At 41.3% G+C, this 16,925-nt stretch carries 20 protein-coding genes; 1 reads left to right on the plus strand and 19 read right to left on the minus strand.

From position 1 onward, the window contains the following. The 8 genes from ACFVSH_RS15360 to ACFVSH_RS15395 all read right to left on the minus strand — a co-directional run. Positions 1-278 (minus strand): 3-methyl-2-oxobutanoate hydroxymethyltransferase (locus tag ACFVSH_RS15360; RefSeq protein WP_387706705.1); only part of this gene is annotated, 278 nt, incomplete at its 3' end. Between the two features lie 331 nt (positions 279-609). Then, positions 610-1,590: a biotin--[acetyl-CoA-carboxylase] ligase gene (locus ACFVSH_RS15365; RefSeq protein ID WP_387597595.1), complete on the minus strand. Its 981-nt coding sequence runs from the start codon at positions 1,588-1,590 to the stop codon at positions 610-612. After that, entirely contained in the window at positions 1,575-2,756 is a 1,182-nt protein-coding gene (locus ACFVSH_RS15370; protein WP_387706707.1) for a CCA tRNA nucleotidyltransferase, read from the minus strand. Before ACFVSH_RS15370 ends, ACFVSH_RS15365 begins: the two co-directional genes overlap by 16 nt. 13 nt (positions 2,757-2,769) lie before the next feature. Continuing rightward, positions 2,770-3,909, minus strand: a complete 1,140-nt coding sequence (bshA, locus tag ACFVSH_RS15375) for an N-acetyl-alpha-D-glucosaminyl L-malate synthase BshA (RefSeq protein WP_387706709.1) — start codon at positions 3,907-3,909, stop codon at positions 2,770-2,772. A 3-nt stretch (positions 3,910-3,912) separates the two neighbouring features. After that, positions 3,913-4,626, minus strand: a complete 714-nt coding sequence (bshB1, locus tag ACFVSH_RS15380) for a bacillithiol biosynthesis deacetylase BshB1 (RefSeq protein ID WP_192205331.1) — start codon at positions 4,624-4,626, stop codon at positions 3,913-3,915. Beyond that, positions 4,610-5,035, minus strand: coding sequence for a methylglyoxal synthase (locus ACFVSH_RS15385; protein ID WP_192205332.1), 426 nt, complete (start codon positions 5,033-5,035; stop codon positions 4,610-4,612). The genes bshB1 and ACFVSH_RS15385 overlap by 17 nt, the downstream gene beginning before the upstream one ends. 18 nt (positions 5,036-5,053) lie before the next feature. Continuing rightward, positions 5,054-5,854 carry a 4-hydroxy-tetrahydrodipicolinate reductase gene (gene dapB / locus ACFVSH_RS15390; protein WP_098370765.1) on the minus strand — a complete coding sequence of 267 codons (801 nt, stop codon included), beginning with the start codon at positions 5,852-5,854 and terminating at the stop codon, positions 5,054-5,056. Then, positions 5,847-6,206, minus strand: a complete 360-nt coding sequence (locus tag ACFVSH_RS15395) for a nucleotide pyrophosphohydrolase (RefSeq protein ID WP_076366321.1) — start codon at positions 6,204-6,206, stop codon at positions 5,847-5,849. Before ACFVSH_RS15395 ends, dapB begins: the two co-directional genes overlap by 8 nt. A gap of 167 nt (positions 6,207-6,373) precedes the next feature. On the opposite strand from ACFVSH_RS15395, the gene ACFVSH_RS15400 reads away from it, so the two are divergent. Further along, positions 6,374-7,246, plus strand: a complete 873-nt coding sequence (locus ACFVSH_RS15400; RefSeq protein ID WP_260286012.1) for a YitT family protein — start codon at positions 6,374-6,376, stop codon at positions 7,244-7,246. Between the two features lie 137 nt (positions 7,247-7,383). Here the strand turns inward: ACFVSH_RS15400 and ACFVSH_RS15405 are convergent, their stop codons facing one another. From ACFVSH_RS15405 to ACFVSH_RS15455, 11 genes are all read right to left on the minus strand, one after another. Next, entirely contained in the window at positions 7,384-8,058 is a 675-nt protein-coding gene (locus ACFVSH_RS15405; RefSeq protein ID WP_387706711.1) for a zinc metallopeptidase, read from the minus strand. Between the two features lie 85 nt (positions 8,059-8,143). Beyond that, positions 8,144-8,929 carry a sporulation protein YpjB gene (gene ypjB, locus ACFVSH_RS15410; protein WP_192205335.1) on the minus strand — a complete coding sequence of 262 codons (786 nt, stop codon included), beginning with the start codon at positions 8,927-8,929 and terminating at the stop codon, positions 8,144-8,146. A 120-nt stretch (positions 8,930-9,049) separates the two neighbouring features. Beyond that, complete coding sequence (lhaT, locus tag ACFVSH_RS15415; RefSeq protein ID WP_387597610.1) at positions 9,050-9,643, minus strand: lipoprotein heptaprenylglyceryl N-acetyltransferase LhaT; 594 nt, start codon at positions 9,641-9,643, stop codon at positions 9,050-9,052. A 176-nt stretch (positions 9,644-9,819) separates the two neighbouring features. After that, complete coding sequence (locus ACFVSH_RS15420; RefSeq protein ID WP_192205337.1) at positions 9,820-10,587, minus strand: menaquinol-cytochrome c reductase cytochrome b/c subunit; 768 nt, start codon at positions 10,585-10,587, stop codon at positions 9,820-9,822. 56 nt (positions 10,588-10,643) lie between these two features. After that, entirely contained in the window at positions 10,644-11,318 is a 675-nt protein-coding gene (gene qcrB / locus ACFVSH_RS15425; RefSeq protein WP_034307974.1) for a menaquinol-cytochrome c reductase cytochrome b subunit, read from the minus strand. A 3-nt stretch (positions 11,319-11,321) separates the two neighbouring features. Next, positions 11,322-11,828, minus strand: coding sequence for a QcrA and Rieske domain-containing protein (locus ACFVSH_RS15430; RefSeq protein WP_260286015.1), 507 nt, complete (start codon positions 11,826-11,828; stop codon positions 11,322-11,324). 160 nt (positions 11,829-11,988) lie between these two features. After that, positions 11,989-12,450, minus strand: a complete 462-nt coding sequence (locus tag ACFVSH_RS15435; RefSeq protein ID WP_387597614.1) for a YpiF family protein — start codon at positions 12,448-12,450, stop codon at positions 11,989-11,991. Positions 12,451-12,611: 161 nt separating this feature from the next. Beyond that, positions 12,612-13,163, minus strand: a complete 552-nt coding sequence (locus ACFVSH_RS15440; RefSeq protein ID WP_063233222.1) for a ReoY family proteolytic degradation factor — start codon at positions 13,161-13,163, stop codon at positions 12,612-12,614. A 41-nt stretch (positions 13,164-13,204) separates the two neighbouring features. Next, positions 13,205-14,476, minus strand: a complete 1,272-nt coding sequence (locus tag ACFVSH_RS15445) for a tetratricopeptide repeat protein (RefSeq protein WP_387706713.1) — start codon at positions 14,474-14,476, stop codon at positions 13,205-13,207. Between the two features lie 369 nt (positions 14,477-14,845). Continuing rightward, positions 14,846-16,132 (minus strand): 3-phosphoshikimate 1-carboxyvinyltransferase, encoded by a 1,287-nt coding sequence (gene aroA / locus ACFVSH_RS15450; RefSeq protein ID WP_387597620.1) that lies wholly within the window; start codon positions 16,130-16,132, stop codon positions 14,846-14,848. Positions 16,133-16,155: 23 nt separating this feature from the next. Beyond that, a partial coding sequence (locus ACFVSH_RS15455) for a prephenate dehydrogenase (RefSeq protein WP_387706715.1) occupies positions 16,156-16,925 on the minus strand: 770 nt, incomplete at its 5' end.

Raw genomic sequence — 16,925 nt, forward strand, 5'->3', positions numbered from 1 at the left:
TCCATAGATAGGTGATAGCTCATAAAGGGCATGTCCGTCACGACAAATGTATCTGGTGCACCGCGTTTTACTGCCTTTGTATGATGGATCATGTCATTCACCGTAACTGGAATCGTTGATTCATATCCCAATACGACCATTCCTAAAGAATCGCCGACTAAAATCATGTCTACACCTGATTGTTCGGCTAACTTTGCTGACGGGTAATCATAAGCCGTCAGCATGACAATTTTCTCTTGATTTTGTTTCATTTTCAAAAAATCTCCGGACAATTTCATTACGTTTCCTCCTTTTGATGGAGGAGATGAAAACATCAGCGAAAACTGGTGTCTATACATTCATGCGCAAAAAAAAGACTGACTAAAAAAGTATCTGTTTTGCTACGAAAAATGGCTTAAAAAGCCAAATATCGACACAGACTTATCTTTTAGTCAATCTTTGTTTCATCAGAAGTTTCATCCCTCCGTCCCCGTCCAGTTCTCTGGATCAAGGCAGATTTTCAAATAATTTGGTATTTATGGGGGTGCAGTTCACATTAGATACTGCCCACTTGCATTATATCAAGCCAAATTAAAAATTTCTATTTAATTTTCACGAATTTGACAAAATCTACTGAATTTCAATATCTGCAGAATATATCGAGTGTACGGTTCCCTTTCCGTCTTCAAGAAGTAAAACGCCTGAATCCGTTATGCCCAATGCTTTTCCGACAATCGTGTCATTAACCGTACTGGCTTTGATAACCTGGCCTAGACTGATCGCATAACTCTCCCATAAATCCTTTATTGGCATGAAGCCTTGATCTAAATAGAGTTCGTACAAATTTTCGAGACGGAACAATACTCGTTGAATGACCTTGGACCTTGACACTATCCCTCCACTTTCTATGAGAAGGGAAGAAGCCTTTTCCTGCAGTTCTTCAGGAAAATCCTCCAATTGCTGATTGATATTCATCCCAATTCCGACAATGACGGAATGGATTCTATCTGACTCCGCCTGCATCTCCGTCAGGATTCCCACCACTTTCTTGCGATTCACCAAAATATCATTCGGCCACTTTATTTGTGGCTTCAAATCAGTGATATCTTCCATAGCCTGAGCCACAGCGACTGCGGCCAATAATGTAAGTTGCGGAGCCTCATGAATCGGGATTTTCGGTCTTAGGATCAGACTCATCCAGATGCCGCTGAATTTCGGGGAATGCCAAGATCTCATTAGCCTTCCTTTTCCGGATAACTGCTCCTCGGCAACGACGAGGGTTCCCTCCTGAACGCCTTCATTTGCTAGTTGATGCGCTATTTTTTGAGTGGATTCTACAGTCTCCTGATAGTGGATCATCTTGCCGATCGTTTTTGTTTCCAAGCCAAGTTGTATTTCGCTCTCTGATACTTTTTCCGGAGCTGATATGATCCGGTAGCCTTTTTTCCTAACGGCTTCCACGTTATATCCTTCACTGCGCAGGTCTTCTATATGCTTCCAGACAGCTGTGCGCGAACAGCCAATGTATTCAGCAATTTCCTGACCGGATATGAACGCACCATCCGCTTTTGATAGAGCTTCCATCAGCTTTGTTCTTAACTCAGATTGCATTTCGCCAGCCACCTCTTTATTTCTTCTTTATCATTTCTTAATTCTTCATTCAAGACAGCCTTCAATATTTTTTCCAAGTATTCTTTGACCCATGGACCTGGCTTTTCTTGATGCCAATTCAATAAATCCGTTCCTGTAACGGCAAGATCCGACATTTGTTTTATAATAAGTCCATTGTAACGCTGATGTGCATTCTCCTCCGCATCCGATACATTACCGCCAGTCAGTGCCGCCTTGACTTTAGCAGCTTGTACTGTTACGCCATGACCTGCCTGAAATACATCGATGGCTGATGGTTCTTTCTTCACTAGCTGTATCGTACGTTGAATGTTTCTTATCGTTTTCAATGGCAGCTTCCATGCCCTCAAAGACTTTTCGAGTTCCTGATCCTTTGTGTGAACCATGATTATAGACCATATTTCTGCCGCTTTTAGCTGATGAAGCGGCAGGTCCAGTAAGTCCGTCAAATGATCTTTTTTACTCGAGAATAGAGGCAGATATTGATATAATCCGCTTTCCAGCAAGAGTGAGAAAGCCCTTATCTTATTGGAGCCGGCCACTAGCTTCTCAAATTCAACCAGGATTCTTTCGACAGCGATTTCACTGATGATTTGAGCATTCTCTTTAAGGGAATGAAAGGTTTCTTGATCCAGATCAAAATCAAGTTGACTTACGAACCTTAATGCACGCATCATTCTCAATGCATCCTCATGAAACCTTTCATGCGGGTTGCCAACCGTGATAATCCTTTTTTCTGCCAAATCACGCTTACCATTAAATGGATCTATGATTTTTCCGGTCTTATCCATTGCCATTGCATTCATCGTAAAATCTCTTCTTTGCAAATCCTCTGTCAAAGAACGGACAAATTGTACAGAATCGGGTCTGCGAAAGTCCGAATACCCGCTTTCCGTTCTAAACGTCGTAATTTCGTATGTACCCGAATCCGTAATGACAAGCACTGTTCCGTGGTCGATTCCGATGTCAGCCGTATTAGGAAAAATCCTTTTGATTTCCTGGGGTGTTGCGGAAGTGGCGATGTCCACATCGTTTATGGGCCTGCCAAGGATATAATCCCTTACAGAGCCGCCGACGAAATAAGCCTCGTATCCTGCTTCTTCTATCACTTCCAGAATGGGTACTGATTTTAAGAATAATCGATCCATCAGCATCCCCTCCCTATTCTATGGATTTACCTTCAATTGCTTGAATGTAGATGGCTTCATACTCTGACATGATCGTATCGGAGTGGAAATCAGTATTGGCCCTTTCCAGCGCAGCTTCAGAAAAGCGTTTATGTAAAATCGGGTCACTTAAAAGTCCCACCGCTTTTTCAGCAACCATATCGACATCTCCCAATTCACAAATATAACCAGTCTTCCCATCAACGATGACTTCAGGAATTCCCCCGATATTCGTCCCGATACAAGGAACTCCACATGCCATCGCCTCGAGCAGCACAAGTCCGAAACTCTCTTTTTCCGATAACAGGAATATCAAATCACTGATTGAATATAATTCGGCAAGGTTATCCTGCTTACCAAGAAACAAGACCGAATCATCGACTCCAAGATCTTTAGCCAATTTCAATACGGTTGTCACTTCCGGCCCGTCTCCTACTAGCAAAAGCTTTGCGGGCACTTTCTTTTGAGTTAAATAAAACGCCTGGATGACGTCTTTCACTCGCTTGACCGTACGGAAATTCGAAACATGTATGATCACTTTTTCATCTTCTCTGATTCCGTATTCATCCTTAAGGTAATCTGAATTTGATTTATGGTAATCTCTTTCATCAATAAAATTATAGACGGTTTTGATTTCCTTATTCGGTGCGATTAATTCGTGCGTTTGCTGAACAAGGGATTTAGATACTCCAGTAACGACATCTGATTGCTCTATCCCGAATTTTATCAAATTGGTCAATGAGGGATCATGGCCTAATACGGTTATGTCCGTACCATGCAGCGTGGTTACGATCTTAACTTCATTACCTGACATCTGCTTTGCAAGGATCGCACAAACAGCATGTGGAATTGCATAATGAACGTGAAGGATATCTAACTTCTCCCGTTTTACGACATCTGCTATCTTGCTGGCAAGAGCCAGGTCATATGGTGGATATTGAAAGACTGAATAAGAATTCACTTCAACCTGGTGATAAAAAATATTACAGTACATCTTATTCAAGCGAAAAGGGAGGCTTGAAGAAATGAAATGTATTTCATGTCCTTTTTCTGCAAGCATCTTACCTAATTCAGTTGCTACGACACCCGAACCCCCAACTGTAGGGTAGCAGGTAATTCCAATTTTTAATTTCATAACTTATTTTTCTCCTAACAAGTCGGCATCGATCAGTAACGGTTTTTTTGTCATGAATCCCTCCGCATAGGCGACACCCACTTCTTTACCGAACATCCGCTCCCGTGCCTCTACAGTCTCGATATAGCCATTAACTAGCGGTGTTTCTACAGATATTTGACTTTTATCGAATTGGCTGCCATATGCCCTAAGGCTATCCAGCTTTTTCGATATTGTAGAAGTGATGTCCACGACGAAGTCCGGTTTGTGAAACCCATTGATCATATAATAGTACATATTTTGGACACGATGAGAATCCAGGCCTTCTTCTTCCATATACTTTCTTACTCCTGCCGAAAAAACTGCTTCCTCGACTAATTTTGCACAATTACCATGATCGGGATGGCGATCTTCCAAAAATGGTGCAAATACAAGGGCAGGTTTATATTGGCGAATGACCGTAATGATTTGATTTATGTATTCCGCTTTCATGTATAGTCCCCGGTCGGGTAGATCAAGGGAAATCCTCTTCACCCCAAGGATTTCAGCAGCCTTCTGCGCTTCCTCTTGCCGCAATGGAACGGTACCATTGGATGACATTTCAGCCTTTGTCAAGTCACAAATGACAATTTCCCTGCCTTGTTGCACATATTTAGCGATTGTGCCGCCCATACCGATTTCAACATCATCAGCATGTGCGCCAAAAGCCAGGATATCTATGTTACTTTTGTTTTTCATTTATCTCACCTTGTTTTTGCCGTAGTTTTAGCCAATCCATATACCCATGTTTCAATCCTTGTATCAGCACTTCTGCCGTGCCCATATTTGTCGCCAAGGGAATTTCATATACATCTGATAGTCGTATAAGCGCCGATACATCAGGTTCATGTGGCTGTGATGTCAAAGGATCGCGGAAAAATAGGACCATGTCCATTTCTCCGCGTGCAATCATTGCACCTATTTCCTGATCCCCGCCAAGAGGTCCTGAATGAAAACGATGGACGGGCAGTGATACTTCTTGCATGATTCGTTTCCCGGTCGTACCTGTTGCAAATAATTCATGCTGCTCAAATACAGCTTTATAAGCTGTTACAAATCGAATGATATCTTCTTTTTTCTTATCATGGGCAATTAAGGCAATTTTCATCGTAAATCCTCCTGATCCCTATTCGATAATATTTTCAAGGCCGTATACAAGAACATCCAATTTCATGACGGTATCGACGGCAAGTTTGACTCCTGACATGAAGGACGCTCGATTAAAGGAGTCATGCCGAACCGTCAATAGCTCTCCATCACTTCCGAAAAGCACCTGTTGATGGGCAACCAGTCCCGGTAGCCGAACACTGTGGATATGCATGCCATCTACATTTGCACCTCTTGCCCCCTGGATGGTTTCTTTTTCATTAGGGTGCCCCTGTTGTTTTGTTTCACGTACCGCTGCAATCATGTCTGCCGTTTTGGAAGCAGTGCCAGAAGGTGCATCCAGTTTTTGATCATGGTGCATTTCTATGATCTCTACATCAGGGAAATACTTTGCAGCCATTTGGGAAAACTTCATCATCAAAATGGCTCCAATTGCAAAGTTTGGCGCGATGATGCAACCAATGCCCTTTTCTTTTGTTAATGAATCCAGCTTCGCTAAATCTTCCTTAGTAAAACCTGTCGTTCCCACTACAGGGCGGATACCATGATTAAGTGCCGTTTCGGTATGGAACATCCCCACTTCAGGTGTGGTCAAATCTATCAATACGTCCGCCTTTATAGAAGAAAAGCATTCATTTATATCCGAGAAAACCGGTGCTTCAATACCGTGAAAACCTTCTATCGCAGATATGCTTTCCCCGTTATGCTTGCGATCTATGACAGCTGCCAATTCAAACCCTTCTGTCCTATGTACAAGCTTCACCGCTTCATTTCCCATTCTGCCACGTGGACCAGCTACAATCACTTTGACTTTACTCATCTTTACCTTCCTCCTCCATTTTCTCTTCTTTTCTTGTCCATCTATCTTTATCACGGGTTGTAAACTTTTCCATGACCAAATCATGCGAGTTTTGAAGGTCAATCCCTAAAGAATTGGCAAAACAAATCAAAACAAAAAGCATGTCCCCTAATTCCGCTTCAATCGTATTCTCTTCCTCTGTTGCCTTCTTTGGTTTTTCACCATGGTAATGATTGACTTCCCTAGCCAATTCCCCAAGTTCTTCAGACATGCGGGCGAGCATGGCCAGAGGGCTGAAATATCCTTCTTTAAATTGTCCTATGTATTGGTCGACTTCCGCTTGCATCTGTTGGATCGTCTTATGCTTTTCCATATCGTCACCCATTCTTGATTTTCGTTTTCAAGCATCATACCTTCTCCATGTTAGCTAAAAGTGAAACAGAAGACAACAGATACGTTCGTGAATCAGAATTGCCCATAGTTGGTTAATTAGTTATAATAAGTAAATTAATGATAGGCAAACCTTTGGAGGTATGGGACATGCTTTTGGGCTTAAAATTGAAAAATATTATATTCATCCTTTTTGGGGCTGGAATATTCGCTTTTGGCCTCGTGCATTTTAACATGCAGAACAACTTGGCCGAAGGCGGATTCACCGGTCTCACCTTGATTATATATCAACTTATCGGAATAAATCCTTCTTATTCTAATTTGATTTTGAATATTCCTTTATTTTTAATAGGGTGGAAATATTTAGGACGAACTTCTTTCTTTTATACGATTATCGGAACGGTCGGCCTCTCCGTTTGGCTATGGGTTTTCGAAAGATACCAAATCGAAATCGATCTCGGAAACGACTTGATGCTTGTGGCATTGTTTGCCGGGGTTTTTGTTGGTGTCGGGCTGGGCATCATCTTTCGTTACGGCGGGACAACAGGCGGAGTGGATATCATCGCCCGTTTTGCCCATCGTTACTTGGGGATGGGAATGGGACGGACCATGTTCATCTTTGATGCCGTCGTCATTGGCCTGTCCATCTTAACCTACCTTGATTACCGGCAAGCGATGTATACCCTTGTTGCCGTATTTATAGGTGCCAGAGTGATCGACTTTATGCAAGAAGGAGCCTATGCAGCTAGGGGTGCAATGATCATTAGTGATAAAAACAAGCAAATTGCTGAAAAAATCATGAATGATATGGAGCGGGGCGTAACCGTATTAAGGGGATATGGGTCCTTTACCCGCAATGACCGGGAAGTACTCTACTGTGTTGTCGGTAAAAATGAACTGGTCCGCTTAAAGACTGCCATAACATCGGTGGATCCTCATGCATTTGTATCTGTAAGTGAAGTGCATGATGTATTGGGTGAGGGCTTTACCCTTGATGAAAACAAAAATCCCATTGAAAGGTAATCCTTTTATTTGTGGCATACCGATAGAATGCAATCCTTATGAATGTTGCCCTATTAACTGAATTTTATTAGCCATGTGCAGCAAATACTTTTAAAAATAAAAAAGGACCCCATCCCAAGATGGAGTCCTTTTTCAAATTAATCCTCTTCCCTCATTCCTGTATACATAAGCAAAAGACGAACTAATTCCAGTACGGCTACAAGAGCGGCAGCAACATAAGTCATCGCAGCAGCACTTAATACTTTTCTCGTTTCCCGTTCTTCATCATTCCGGATGACCCCAACGGAAACGAGTTGATCCATTGCCCGAGAAGAAGCATTGAATTCAACAGGCAGGGTTATCACTTGGAACAATACAGCGGCAGCCATAAATACGATACCTGCTATTAATAAGCCTGGAATTCTGGCTAACACCCCGATTAAAATCAAAATCCATGATATGTTAGAGCCAAAATTAGCTACCGGTACTAATGCATGGCGAAAACGCAAGAATGCATATGCTTCTTTGTCTTGAATCGCATGTCCAACTTCATGGGCTGCAACCGCTACACCGGCAACTGAATGGCCGTGATAGTTATCAGATGATAAACGCACCGTTTTATCCCTTGGGTCATAATGGTCCGAAAGCATTCCAGGTGTCTCTTCGACCCTGACATTCAACAGTCCATTTTGGTCCAAGATGGCCCGTGCCGTCTCAGCACCATTCATGCCAGAAGAGGCCGATACATTTGAATATTTTTTATACGTGCTTTTCACTTTCATTTGTGCATAAATCGGGATTAAAATGATAATCGCCAAATAAATGAAATACATGGTATCCTCCTATAACTATTATTACTCTTAATTCTATGGAATGAAGGCAACAGTGTCAAATATAGTGTTCTCTTCCCGTGTCTTTTTAATCATTATGTTCTTTCCTTGGTTTTTCCCTATCACCTTTATATTTTCTCCAGCCTACATAAGAAAGCGTCATGATAATGATTGAGCCTGTCGATATGATGACCCACCAAAGGGAAGGATCTGTGTCATCTTCCCCCATTTCATCAAAAATGGTGCTCAATTCGTTTTGCAGCGCATCCAGTTCCTTTTGACTTTCTCCATCACTGATTACCTCCGGACGGTATTGGTTGATGTATTGGATCCTCGTGTCCAGTTGCTGCATCGTTTCTTTAGAAAGGTCGACTTTCAAGCTTGGATATATCATTTCATATTGTGATAGGAATAAGTTCAATTGGCTATTGAATGTAATTGTGTCTTGATTGATCGCGGCGTTCTTTGTTTGCTGGAAAGAATTCATCATTTGATCTTCCATCTCTGTCCAAAGGGGCTGGTGGGTAGACTTGACCGCATCAACAACAAGCCGGAACTTTGTAACAGAATTAACCTTTTCGGAATCTCCCTTGTTCATATCCTTTATTGTCATCAAGGCCTCATTATGAGCTACAGTGATAATTCGAAGTTCGTCCATGTCAAGGATCTGCTCTTTTGCTGTCTCTTTTAAAAACCGGTCAGAAAAAAACGTCAGCATCTTTTCCGAATCTCCATATCGCTTCAACTTGGTCATTTCCAAGGCTCTATCGGAAATGTCATCTAATTGCTCCAAACTTGAAGAGGATTCTGCATAGACAGGGAAATGTAAGACGACAAATAAAACAGCAATGGTTAATATGAATTTTTTCAACATGCTACTCGTCCCTCCTCATATCTCTACTAAAACGATATGAAAGAAAAAACATGAGTAGACCTCGTTCAACATAAAAAAGTTAACCCTGCTTTTACAAAGCTGTATTTAGAGTAAACTTTTTTAAGGGAAGGATAGGGTGATTCGCTTATTTCTATATCCAAAGTACCAGCCGACAAAAATGGAAAGTATGCTGAGCCAAAAAGTGAAATAACCTATCGAATTCATATATACCAATAAATCACGATATATTGGCATCATTTCAAAAACATAATCGATTATGTCATTATGTATGGTCCAAATCCCTGCCACTATCATATGCCAAGGTTTTATTCGATAAAATGGTGCATATAATATACCTTGAATCGCCATCCCCAAATGAGAAGCCATTAACATATAACCTTCCCATGGCAATGAACCTGTTGTCACGTAGGTCATCAAATTCATTACAACTGCCCATATGCCATATTTGAATAGTGTCATTATCGCCAATGCTTCCATAAGTCCGAAATTCCTTCTTAATAGGAAACCCGTTAAAACAAATACAAAAAACAGGCTGGCAGTCGGGCTATCCGGTACAAATGCCAAAAAAATCGCCGGAGTGTTTTCCAATTGACTACCATACCAATAATATCCATAGGCTGTTCCGAATATATTTATTAATAATAACAAAACGAGCATTTGCCGATTTGCAAGCCAACTGTAGATAATATTCATTCTTTTACCCTCACTTACATTCTCATGTATACTCATTTTACAGGCCATCAACCAGAAAACCAAGTATTCATTTCAATTTCTTCTCATTAACGCTTCAATTTACCAATAAAAAAGCCGACAACCGTGGTCGTCAGCTTCTTTTGCAGCATATGAAAGAAAATCTGTTGATGGCTATGTTATTTTGTCGATAAACCTGATACAAATTCAGCTAATGTTTTCAATTCTTCATCTGTACCTTTGAACATGCCAGCTGGCATGGCGCCCTGGCCTTTGACTGCGATCTTAGAGATTTCCTCTGGCTTTAAACCAGTGTCAATTAAGCTTGGCGCTCCTGCTCCACCAGTTAATTCTGCTCCATGACAGCTGATACACCCATTAGAATCCATCAATTTATACCCATCGCTCTCTTTATCAATGTCTGCACCTTCCACGATCGCTCCTTGCTTCTTGGAAGCTTCCCAATCGTGATGGGCTGCTGATTCCCATGTTAAATAGAAAACGCCGGCCATTGCCAATAACATGAAGCCTACAGCAAAAGGACGTTTCGCCGGGCTCCGCTCTGTACCGCGATCCAGAAAAGGTGCCAAGAGCAATGCCCCGAAAGCCAAACCAGGTATTACCATGGACCCGATTGCATTATAAGGACCTGAAGCATAAGTATACTTAAGTAATTGGTAAAGGAATAGGAAATACCAGTCCGGCAGCGGAATATACCCTGTATCTGTAGGATCTGCTATCCTTTCCAATGGTGACGGATGCGCGATTGTCAGGCAAAGATAACCTACAAGAAATACAGCTCCTACCATCCATTCTTTTAAAAGGAAATTAGGCCAAAATGCTTCAGTTTTCCCAGGATATTCTGAATAATCTTTCGGAATATTCGGTTTACGGTCCGCGGAGATACGCGAGTCACCTACGAATTTCATACCTTTCCCACGATGCATTGAACAATTCCCCTCCTTTATGAAAAGGTTTATTTGGTTTTTGGTTCACCATTCTTTTATAGCGGGCCTGAAATACCTTGTTTTCGGATCATCAGGAAATGAGCCGCTAGTAAAGCAAATAATGCTGCTGGCAGGAAGAATACATGGATTGCAAAGAATCGTGTCAATGTCTGTGCTCCAACGATGGTTGGATCTCCTGCTATCAATGTCTTGAGTGCCGGCCCCATCAATGGTACCGATTCGACAATTGTCAAAGTAACTTTCGTTGCGAATAGCGCTTTCATATCCCAAGGCAATAAATAACCAGTCAAGCCTAATGCCAGCATGATGAAGAAAATCAACACGCCGACCATCCAGTTCAATTCACGCGGTTTTTTGTAAGCTCCCTGGAAGAAGACACGAAGAGTATGTAAAAACATCATAACGATAACTAGACTTGCTCCCCAGTGATGCATACCACGGACAATTTGACCGAAGGCAACTTCATTTTGCAAATAATAAACAGATTCCCAAGCGTTTTTAATGTCCGGGACATAGTACATCGTCAAGAACATACCTGACAATATTTGGATGACCGTAATAAAGAAAGTTAACCCACCAAAACAATATACGAATGCAGAAAAATGATGTGCGGGGTTAACATGTTCTGGAACCTCATGGTCAGCAATATCCCGCCATAATGGCGTAATATCTAAACGCTCGTCCACCCAGTCATATAACTTTGTTAGCAATGTTTACGCCTCCCCATGCGGTTTTAGTTGACCCAAATAAAGTATTCCATCTTTTTCTTTCGTGTCAAAGACATCCAATGGTGAAACCGGCGGTGTCCCCTTCACATTCATCCCATCTTTCGTATACCTGCCATAATGGCAAGGACAGAAAAATTGATTCGGATTAGTCTTATCCGTATTCCAACCTACCGTACAGCCTAAATGTTTACAGATTGGAGATAAAGCAACGATCTTACCATCATCCGTTTTGTAAACCCATGCTGTATTTGTTTCTTCAGACTCATACCACCCATCGACCTGTTTAAAACTAAAGTCGACACGGGTTGGTTCGGTAGTCAGTTCACTTACCTTCTGTTTAGTTGCAACGTAATCCCCGCCTTTATCAGCTGATAATACAGGATCAATTGCAAACCTAACCATAGGCATCAACATACCGGCCGCCATAAATCCACCAACGCCAGTAAGTGTGTAATTAAGGAATTGACGTCGTGAAACATTACGCTTGCTCATGCGTTTTCCCCCCCTCTATTACTATACTGAGAGCCCAAAGGACCAATAAATAGCGACACTATAAAACTAGGACATTTCCATGATATCTCAATAATTTACCAAGGTCAATATTTGTAAAACCCAAAAGGTGGCAACTATGTGTCAAATTATGCGAAAAATCCTACTTTTTTTCATTTTTCCAATTATAAGAGAAAATATCAAGTATTTGGAGAACTTGCTGGTTAATCATTTCCCTTGCTTGTTCAATTTCAAGCCCATCGAGGGGGATGGCAGGAATCCATACTAAATTATTGTCTAATTCCCGCTCTTCCTTTTTCCACTCAAAATCCGATGTAAGAAAAAAAACATGCTCGAAATCATTTTCTTTCACTTCATTGGCCCAACGCTTTAACCGCTCAACCTTATCCATTTCATCACTTATATAATGAAATGTTGGCAATAAAAGAATTCTTCCTTTCATCTGCTTTTCAATTTCCAAGCTTAAAATGGTAAGAAATTCATTCATTGAGCCCGATTGCTTCATTTGTCCTTTAAAAGATAGGGGAACCAAAGGAATCAATACGGTATCCACGAACTCTTTTGACTGCATATACATGTCAAGATCTTTTGCTGTCCACTTCATGTTTTTCTTCACTCCCGATTTTTTGAATCAACTCCTTTTCATTTTACCATTTTTTTTATAACATCTTTACCATATACCCATAGTCTTTACAAAAATGTGGATTTTATCAATATTTCATAAAAAATAAAAACCTTTCCTGATTACGGAAAGGTTAATTTACTTTATCCAAGTACTTTTAATTGATTCAATTGTTCTGTTAAGTTCTTAAATGCTTGTTCATCATGCTTATCAAGTGCTTCATCGATTTCCTTAAGCAAACGGTCCCTTTGGAAATACAACATGCTTCTTTCTAAAAATTGTTCAGCCAGCAGCTGATCTTTTTCATTCGATGCAGTTGATTTCGGCATGAAGGGATTGTGCTCGAGAACCGCTGCATATTGATAGGAAGAGTAAGACGATTTAAAATTGAGCTGAATATAAATGTCTTCATCCCGATTTAAACGGATATCATGAAAAGATTTCTCTGCATCGGTCGTCATGATATTGGACTTATAGAACCTGAAAGGGACTTCATCCACACAATGTGTCGACATGATCAGTCCACGTGGGCAATATTGTGCATTTTCTACAAAATGAACCTTTTTCATTAGTTGATCATGACTCATTAAGTAATTCAATATCCATACGCATTCTCTTCGTTTCAGTTGATAATGATTTAAAAACCACCGAATAAAATCCTTCTTCTCATTCACAGAAACAGGGGCAGCCACCATGAATTCCCTCCTCTGTCTTGATTTAGTGTTGTTTCACTTATCTACATTTCATCCGTGCTTTCACCTAGCCGCTCCAAAATCATTGCATACTCATCATTCGCCGGGTTCATCTCAAGCAGCTTATTAAATACTTCTCTAGATGTCGCTCTGTCTCCTTCTTCAATTAAAAAGAAACCATAATCTTCAAGGAAATCTTGATTGTTCTTGAATGAATTATATGCTTTATGATAGCTGGTTAATGACTCTTTAAATAGTTCGGTTTGCTGATAAGATACAGCAGCTATCCATTCAAACTGCGGATCATCCTCTCCATATCGCCTTACTTCACCAATACACTCCAATACATCTTCATACCTTTCGTGGTGCATATACAATTTCAATAGGGTGAGTGCAGCTTCCAGGTATCCCGGATCAATGGCAAGTGCTTCTTTAAATAGATTTTCCGCCTCTTCATCAAGCCCGCTTTTCAAGGCTATTTTTCCTCCGAAGAAGTAAAGTTCCTTATTGAATTCATCAGCCTTGATTCCTTCTTTGACCGTTTTCAAGGCATTTTCCAGATCTTCAAGATGTTCATAACTCTTTGCCAGGTACAAATATAGAGAATGGTATTCATGATCTAATTCTTTCAGTTCAATAAACTTTCGTACGGCTGTCTCATAAAGACCTGCCTGAAAAGCTGTAAATGCATATTCAAATAGGGTATTGATTTCAAGTCCTTCCTGTAAGGCCTTTTCAAAGTGGGGAAGGGCCTCCTCGAACTTTCCTGAACTGCTTAATGCTTCAGCAAGCCTCTGATTGACATTAACACCAGCGATTTCTTGTTCCTGTTTCAAAACTTTTATGTAATTTGCAATGGCTTCCTGATCCCTGCCTTGATGAAAGAACAGTTCAGCTAGTGCAAAATCAATGATGATCTCATCTGGAAGCATTTCCTTGGCTTGCTGTAATTTCCGTTCGCTGACCTCATCCATCCCCTGTAATTGATAAAGGTCCGCTTCCAAAAGCAAAGCACTTGGATATACTTCATCATCTGCACTTACTTTTTCAAGCAACAGCATCGCTTCATCTTCCTGGTCCATGTCAATAAGGATTTCCGCCAACGAAACAATCAATTCTCCTTCATTGGGATAGAGCTGCAGCAGATGTTCAAAAAGATCCTTTGCCTCCTCCGCAAAACCAAGCTGGAGCATTTCTTCGGCCAGCAACAATATGTCCTCTGCTGACTCTGATGTTTTAATTCGATTTATATGTTTAAGAGCTTCTGTTAATTCCCCTTTTTTTAAATGCTGTATAACTTGTTCCACTGTGTTCATTGTTGAATCCTTCCTTTTGCAAGATAGACTTGGTCCCTAGTCATACACACACTCACGCCATAATGTAACATATTCTTCCATTAAGAACAAAATACCTTGTATACGCGAGATGCATAGTAAACAGTATTCATTAGTTTACCACACTGTAGCCCTGTATTCCATTGATGAAGTCCCCTCCCATTCTCATTAAAAAAAGGTTACTAGTTAATTCTCCACGCTATGGTGAATCTCCTTTTTGATCATGAACCCCTTTTTCATTATTTTCATGACCATACAGGTAAAAAAAGCCCGAATGTTAGCGCTTTCAACACTTTTGAGCATTTAAAAAAAGTTTACAGACCAAATAAGGTATGTAAACTTTTTTTATATTTACTTTATCAATTGACTCAAATGCCCAAAAAATTGTGGATATGATACATCTATGGCATCAGGGTCAGCAAGTTCCACTTCCCCATCCGTTATCATAGCCGCTACAGCAAGCATCATCCCGATACGATGATCTCCATGGCTTGTAACCTTACCTCCATTAAGGGCTTTACGTCCTTTGATGATCAATCCATCTGCTGTCGGGGTTATATCTGCCCCAAGGATGGAGAGCTCATTCGCAACAGTATCAATTCGATTCGTCTCTTTCACTTTAAGTTCTGCTGCATCCTTGATTGTCGTTATCCCTTCAGCCTGTGTTGCCAGAAGTGCAATTACCGGTATTTCATCGATGAGTCGGGGAATTAAATCACCGCTGATGGTCGTCCCTTTTAGTCGGGAACTTCTGACAGTGATGTCTCCTGCTGGTTCACCCTCGCTCGTCTTCTTCTCTATCGTAATATCCGCCCCCATCGATTTCATGACTTCGATGATTCCTGTCCTTGTCGGATTAAGGCCCACATTCTTTAACACCACTTCACTATTTTCCGTAATCGCTGCAGCCACCATGAAGAAAGCCGCCGAAGAAATATCACCCGGCACATGGATGGAAGTCCCTTTGAAGACTTGGTTTCCGCTTACTTTAATCGTGTGACCGTCCTTTTCGATTTTCCCGCCAAACTCTTGGATCATTCGTTCTGTATGATCACGGGTCTCTTCCGGTTCGATAATGACCGTTTCGCCTTCCGCCTGTAAACCAGCCAAGATTATCGCTGATTTTACCTGCGCACTTGCTACAGGCAATTCATAGCGAAACCCTTTTAATTTGCCACCTCTTATGCAGAGCGGGGTGTATTCCGCTCCTTTTCGGCCATCAATGACTGCTCCCATCTGACGAAGAGGGTTGACTACCCTGGTCATTGGACGTTTGGCTATCGATTCATCACCTGCCAAAACGGCCGAAAATGGCTGGCCTGCCAAAATGCCCATCATTAACCTGATCGTAGTACCAGAATTTCCGACATCCAGTACAGATTCAGGTTCCTTTAACCCATTAAAACCTTTGCCTTCAATTTTGACGTTCTGGCCATCTTGTTCAATATGGACTCCAAGCTGCTTAAAACAGGAAATCGTACTTAAACAGTCGGCTCCTGAAAGAAAATTAGTGACTGTCGTTTCCCCTTCGGCAAGCGCTCCGAACATTATCGAACGATGGGAGATCGACTTATCTCCAGGTATGGCAATCGAACCACGTAAAGTTCGGATGTTTGTTTGTAATTTTTTTGAATTCATAAATCCATCCTTTCCTATCAATATTATGCCAGGATCGTTTCATAATCTGTATGTCTAGAAATACACTCCGCAGCTTTAATTCGATCAACATCCGTTTGGAAGCTGATGACCAGCACACCGTATATCTCTTCCCTGGTTTCAATGATCCTTATGTTTGTAATGCTGATACCTTCTTGAGCCAAGTATCCGGTAATCTCAGAAATTATTCCGGCATAATCCGGTATATCGATATATAAATCATAAAACGCTGGTATGGCGCCTTTTGCATGTGTAGGCAAATCATCCCTGAAAATCTTGGCATCGGTAAAGAATCGAAGGATTTCTTCACTATCTTCACTAGCAACCAGACCTTTTATATGCTCCATTTCATTCAGCCAATCATTCATTAATTCAAGTAGCACATCCCGGTTATGTAACAAAATGTCACGCCACATTTCCGGACTGCTTGAAGCAATTCTTGTAATATCTCGGAATCCGCCTGCTGCAAGCCTTGAAATCAACTTGTTTTCCTTACTGTAATGTTCTGCCTGCTTAACGAGCCCCGATGCGACAATATGCGGAAAATGACTAATGACCCCAGTCAGCTTATCATGCGTGGCAGGACTCACAACCAGAAAGTTAGCTCTTGTCCCTTGCAGCCAGCGTTTAAGCTGCTCAACTTTTTCTTCTTCAATGGAATCGCCGGGAGTAAGCAAATAAAATGCGTGTTCGAATAAATGCAATTTGGCTGCCGCAGCACCGCTTTTATGGGAACCAGCCATAGGGTGCCCCCCGATGAAGGCCACCCCTTTAT

Origin of the sequence: Peribacillus sp. NPDC058002 (genome assembly GCF_042886655.1) — a bacterium.
GTDB lineage: Bacteria > Bacillota > Bacilli > Bacillales > DSM-1321 > Peribacillus > Peribacillus aracenensis.

Coding starts and splice junctions, on each gene's coding strand:
- ACFVSH_RS15365 (WP_387597595.1), bottom strand. CDS start 1,590: ATGCAATCTGAGTTAAGAACAAAGCTGATGGAAGCTCTATCAAAAGCG.
- ACFVSH_RS15370 (WP_387706707.1), bottom strand. CDS start 2,756: ATGGATCGATTATTCTTAAAATCAGTACCCATTCTGGAAGTGATAGAA.
- bshA (WP_387706709.1), bottom strand. CDS start 3,909: ATGAAATTAAAAATTGGAATTACCTGCTACCCTACAGTTGGGGGTTCG.
- bshB1 (WP_192205331.1), bottom strand. CDS start 4,626: ATGAAAAACAAAAGTAACATAGATATCCTGGCTTTTGGCGCACATGCT.
- ACFVSH_RS15385 (WP_192205332.1), bottom strand. CDS start 5,035: ATGAAAATTGCCTTAATTGCCCATGATAAGAAAAAAGAAGATATCATT.
- dapB (WP_098370765.1), bottom strand. CDS start 5,854: ATGAGTAAAGTCAAAGTGATTGTAGCTGGTCCACGTGGCAGAATGGGA.
- ACFVSH_RS15395 (WP_076366321.1), bottom strand. CDS start 6,206: ATGGAAAAGCATAAGACGATCCAACAGATGCAAGCGGAAGTCGACCAA.
- ACFVSH_RS15400 (WP_260286012.1), top strand. CDS start 6,374: ATGCTTTTGGGCTTAAAATTGAAAAATATTATATTCATCCTTTTTGGG.
- ACFVSH_RS15405 (WP_387706711.1), bottom strand. CDS start 8,058: ATGTATTTCATTTATTTGGCGATTATCATTTTAATCCCGATTTATGCA.
- ypjB (WP_192205335.1), bottom strand. CDS start 8,929: ATGTTGAAAAAATTCATATTAACCATTGCTGTTTTATTTGTCGTCTTA.
- lhaT (WP_387597610.1), bottom strand. CDS start 9,643: ATGAATATTATCTACAGTTGGCTTGCAAATCGGCAAATGCTCGTTTTG.
- ACFVSH_RS15420 (WP_192205337.1), bottom strand. CDS start 10,587: ATGCATCGTGGGAAAGGTATGAAATTCGTAGGTGACTCGCGTATCTCC.
- ACFVSH_RS15430 (WP_260286015.1), bottom strand. CDS start 11,828: ATGAGCAAGCGTAATGTTTCACGACGTCAATTCCTTAATTACACACTT.
- ACFVSH_RS15435 (WP_387597614.1), bottom strand. CDS start 12,450: ATGAAGTGGACAGCAAAAGATCTTGACATGTATATGCAGTCAAAAGAG.
- ACFVSH_RS15440 (WP_063233222.1), bottom strand. CDS start 13,163: ATGGTGGCTGCCCCTGTTTCTGTGAATGAGAAGAAGGATTTTATTCGG.
- ACFVSH_RS15445 (WP_387706713.1), bottom strand. CDS start 14,476: ATGAACACAGTGGAACAAGTTATACAGCATTTAAAAAAAGGGGAATTA.
- aroA (WP_387597620.1), bottom strand. CDS start 16,132: ATGAATTCAAAAAAATTACAAACAAACATCCGAACTTTACGTGGTTCG.